The 896-nt window shown below is 37.1% G+C and carries 1 protein-coding gene; it reads right to left on the reverse strand.

What is annotated here, in order from left to right; translation table 11 throughout:
• Nucleotides 1-158: 158 nt before the first annotated feature.
• On the reverse strand, nucleotides 159-791 hold the full coding sequence (locus ESZ26_RS19080) for a tyrosine-type recombinase/integrase (protein ID WP_146801404.1): 633 nt from the start codon (nucleotides 789-791) through the stop codon (nucleotides 159-161).
• Nucleotides 792-896: the final 105 nt, after the last annotated feature.

Below are 896 nucleotides of genomic sequence, written 5' to 3' on the forward strand. Positions count from 1 at the left end.
GGCACTACTGGTGTCATTTTTATAGTTTTTGACAAACAATCATCCATACATAACCTATCCTTTAAACGAATAATTGTCGAAATGGTCATAATTAAATGAGCAAAGGCTAATGTCCGGTTTCGTATCATTGAAGAAGGCGTCCATGCCTTTAGTGAAAGTTAAATATCTGTTGCTTCCGAAAGCTCAAGGGCATCATCTACTTCAACACCAAGATAACGAACCGTACTCTCTAGTTTCGTATGCCCAAGTAATATTTGAACTGCTCGCAAATTTTTTGTTTTCTTATAGATTAATGATGCTTTAGTTCGTCTCATGGTATGAGTACCATATAATGTGACATCTAAACCTATACTTGAAATCCATTTTTTAACGATCCTCGCATACTGTCGAGTAGTTAAATGAAAATCTTTTTTTACTCTACTGCCAAACAAATAATCACCCGACCTAAGCGATTTTTGAGTTATCCATTCTTGCAGTGATTCTCTAGTTTTAGGGGTTAATTCAAATTGAACTGAACTACCTGTTTTCTGTTGAATAAGCATAGCTCTGGACTGGATAGTGGCACCATGAGCAATATCCAAAACTTTTAGTTTAATAAAATCACAAGCGCGTAATTTACAGTCTAAGGCCAAATTAAACATTGTTAATTCTCGCAGATTGTTTGCCAGCTCTAACCTTATTCTAATTGACCATATTTCTTCGAGTTTAAGGGGGAGTTTTTGGCCTACTAGTTTGCCTTTATTCCAGCAGGCTTTTTGTGAAGTTGATTGTAAGCGTATGGGGAAAGGCATCTAGCCTTGCTTGATGTTCCAAGGCAGCAGGTGCTCTAGGCTCTCTGGCTTTTTAGCCAGTTCATTTAAACAAGTTTGCAAATAGCTATCGACTAGCAAACCATT

Origin of the sequence: Colwellia hornerae (assembly GCF_007954355.1) — a bacterium.
GTDB classification, from domain to species: domain Bacteria; phylum Pseudomonadota; class Gammaproteobacteria; order Enterobacterales; family Alteromonadaceae; genus Colwellia_A; species Colwellia_A hornerae.

Coding starts and splice junctions, on each gene's coding strand:
- ESZ26_RS19080 (WP_146801404.1), bottom strand. CDS start 791: ATGCCTTTCCCCATACGCTTACAATCAACTTCACAAAAAGCCTGCTGG.